Below are 3,420 nucleotides of genomic sequence, written 5' to 3'. Positions count from 1 at the left end.
ACAGGACCGCTTCCGCATCGGCGTGATCGGCGCCGGCAGCATCGGCGCGGCACACGTCAGGGCCGCCGCCGGAGCGGAGCGGTACGAGATAGCCGCCGTCTGCGACACCCACCGGGCCACCGCCGCCGCGCTCGCCGGACCGACCGGGCCCGCCGTGTTCACCGACCATCGCGCCATGCTCGCCACCGCACGACTCGACGCCGTCGTCGTGGCCGCCCCGCACGCCCTGCACACCGCGCTCGTCGAGGACGCCGCCCGGGCCGGTGCGCACGTCCTCGTCGAGAAACCCATGGCCACCAGCGTCGAGGACTGCACGCGCATGGCCGCGGTCTGCGCCGACGCCGGTGTGCTGCTCGCCGTCGCCCACGTCATCCACTTCGACCCGCTTGCCCGGGAGGCGCGCCGGATCGTCACCTCCGGCGAGCACGGCCGCCCCGTCCTCATCACCCACCGCCGATCGGCCCACTACGACCCCGGCTCCCGGCCCTCCTGGTTCTTCGACCCCGGGCTGGCCGGCGGCGGCATCGTCCTGAACGTCGGCAGCCACGGGCTCGACCGCATCCAGTGGTTCACCGGCTCCCCGGTCGCCAAGGTCAGCGGCGTCGTGCGCGGCCGGCCCGGACTCGACGTCGAGACCGACGCGCTGGCCCTCCTCGAACTCGCCGACGGCACCCCCGCGAGCCTCGCCCTCACCAGCCGCGGCGCACCCTACTTCGACGAGACCGAGGTCGTCATGGACCGCGCCACTCTCCGGGTCTCCGGCACCGAAGGCCTCTTCCTCCTGCACGACGGCCGCTCGACGCGGCTCATGGCCCCCGACCCCGACCGCCAGGGCACGTCCCTGCGCGCCCAGTTGGACGGCTTCACCGCTGCCGCTCGGGGTCTGCCGGGCGCCGCGTTCGTCGACGCGGAGTACGGCCGCTCCGTCGTCGCCGCCGCCCTCGCGATCTACGAGTCCTCGGCCCGCGGCGGCCGGATCGACCTGGCCGCCGACGGCGTCACGGTCTGACCGGCAGCACCGGCGCACGCGCCCGGCCGCCCGCACCCACACCCACGCTCACACCCACACCGACACAAGGGGAGCCTTGCCATGCCTCGAAACCACCAGCCGAGCGCCGAACACCGTGGCTAGCCACCACGCCCCCAGCAGACGACGCGTGCTCGCCGCAGGCCTGTGGACCGCGCTCGCCGGCGCGGGCGCCACCGCCTGTGCCGATGCCTCCGCCGCTCAACGCGACCCGGACGGGCAGCTGACCTTCTGGTCCGCCCTGCGCGGCACCGACACCCTCGTCGCCGCCTGGAACAAGGCCCACCCCGACGACCAGGTCCGCTACTCGCCCATGACCTCGGGCCTCGCCGGCGGCAACGCGAAACTCTCCAACGCCGCCCGCGCGGGCAACGCCCCGGACATCGTCAGCCTCTCCGACTCCGACGTCCCGTCCTTCGCCATCGACGGCGTCTGCGCCGACCTCACCGACCTGGTCACGCCCCACCTCAAGGACCGTCTCGGTCCGCAGGCCTGGACGAACGGCACCCTCGACGGCAAGGTCTACGCGATCCCCCTCGACCTCGGCCCGATGCTCCTCGCCTACCGCACCGACATCCTCGAGGCCCACCGCATCGATGTCCCCACCACCTGGGACGAGTTCCGCGAGGCGGCCCGCCGGCTCAAGCGTCAGTCGGGCATCGCCCTCACCACGTTCCATCCCAACGCCTCCAACGTGCTCGCCGGGCACGCCATGCAGAGCGGCGGCCAGTGGTTCGCCATCGACGGCGACAGCTGGGTCCTCGACCTCCTCGGCGAGCCCACCCGCAAGGTCGCCGACTACTGGCAGGGACTCATCGACGAGGACCTGCTCATGATCGCCCCCGGCAGCAGCCAGCAGTGGATGTCGGCCCTCGCCCGCGGCCGCGTCGCCGGCCATCTCGTCGGCCCCTGGGGCATGGCCGCCCTCGCCGCCTCCGTCCCCGGCACCGCGGGGCGCTGGCGCGTGGCCCCGCTGCCCCAGTGGAACCCCGACCGTCCGCTGCTCGGCACCGACGGCGTCTCGCTGCACGCCATCACCGCCGACAGCCCCCGAAAGGAGCGCGCGATGCGGTTCCTGGAATGGATGACCACGGCCCCCGAGGCCATCGCCGCGCGGCTCTCCGGCGGCCGCTCTAGCATGTTCCCCGCGGCGCCCGAGGCCGTCGCCTCCGCCTCCCGCCAGTTCGAGCCGGACTTCTACGACGGCCAGGACGTGTACGCCCTCTTCCGCGACCAGGCCCGCCACCTGCGCACCGGCTGGACATGGGGTCCGCGCATGCAGTCCACCGCCACGTCCCTGCACCAGGCCCTGGCCCGCATCGAGTACGGCACGACGATCACTGACGCGCTCCGCACCGCCCAGGCCGAGACCCTGCCCGACATGCGCAGCCTCGGACTGAAGGTGAGGCAGGCGTGAGCACTCCGACCACCCGCACCCGCGGCCCCCAGCGCCTCGCCGTCGCCACTCTCCTCGGCCCCTTCACCGTGCTGCTCCTGGCCGTGTTCCTCATACCGACGCTCTACGCGATCAAGCTCAGCTTCTTCTCCACCTCGCACGAGGGCCTCGGCTTCGGCACCGCCCGCACCGCCTTCGCCGGCCTGCGCAACTACGCGGCCGTGCTCGCCGACCCCAGCTTCGTCCGCGGTGTCGGCATCACCCTCCTGTACGCCGTGGTCTTCATCCCGGTCGTCGTCATCGGCGCCCTCGCACTCGCCCTGCTCTTCGACTCGGGACTCGTCCGCGCCCGACAGCTCAGCCAGACCGTCCTGTTCGTCCCGCACGCCGTGCCCGGCATCATCGCCACCGTCATCTGGCTCTACCTCTACACGCCCGGCATCTCACCCGTCCTCGACCTGCTCGGCGGCGCCGACCTCGACATCGACTTCCTCGGCCTCCACATGCTGATCCCGTCCCTCGTCAACATCGCGATGTGGAGCGGCCTCGGCTACACGGCCGTCATCTTCTTCGCCGCGCTGCGCGCCATTCCGCGCGAACTCGTCGAGGCCGCGGCCATCGACGGCGCCGGTCCCGTGCGCACGGCCCTCACCATCAAGGTGCCGATGATCCGCGCGACCCTGTCGACCGTGGTCATCTTCACCACGATCGGCGCCCTGCAGCTGTTCACCGAACCGATGCTGCTCGGCAAGGCCACCCCGCTCGTCGGCCCCCGGTACACGCCCAACATGTACATCTTCGACGCCGCGTTCACCCGCAACAACTACGGCCTCGCGTCCGCCGCCTCCGTCCTCCTGCTGCTCGTGTGCTGCGCCCTGTCCTTCGTCGTGACCCGCGGCACCGGCGGCGCGGCCCGGCGCACCACCCCTGCCACCGCAGTCACCTCGGGAAAGGCACGTCCATGAGCACCCCCGCCCTGGCCGGCCGCCGCCCCTAC

General features: G+C 72.7%; 3 protein-coding genes. All 3 read left to right on the top strand.

The window, feature by feature from the left end:
• Positions 1-1,009: Gfo/Idh/MocA family oxidoreductase (locus GTW43_RS06705; RefSeq protein ID WP_161300703.1), on the top strand; the 1,009-nt coding region annotated here is incomplete at its 5' end.
• A 148-nt stretch (positions 1,010-1,157) separates the two neighbouring features.
• A complete protein-coding gene (locus GTW43_RS06700; protein ID WP_343245924.1) occupies positions 1,158-2,444 on the top strand; it encodes an extracellular solute-binding protein in 1,287 nt (428 codons plus the stop codon).
• Positions 2,441-3,388: a sugar ABC transporter permease gene (locus tag GTW43_RS06695; protein ID WP_161300701.1), complete on the top strand. Its 948-nt coding sequence runs from the start codon at positions 2,441-2,443 to the stop codon at positions 3,386-3,388. Before GTW43_RS06700 ends, GTW43_RS06695 begins: the two co-directional genes overlap by 4 nt.
• The last annotated feature ends 32 nt before the right edge of the window (positions 3,389-3,420 follow it).

Origin of the sequence: Streptomyces sp. SID5785, assembly GCF_009870065.1 — a bacterium.
Lineage (GTDB): Bacteria > Actinomycetota > Actinomycetes > Streptomycetales > Streptomycetaceae > Streptomyces.
The sequence above is the reverse complement of the archived record's forward strand: the minus strand, read 5'-3'. Positions and strand labels throughout refer to the sequence as shown.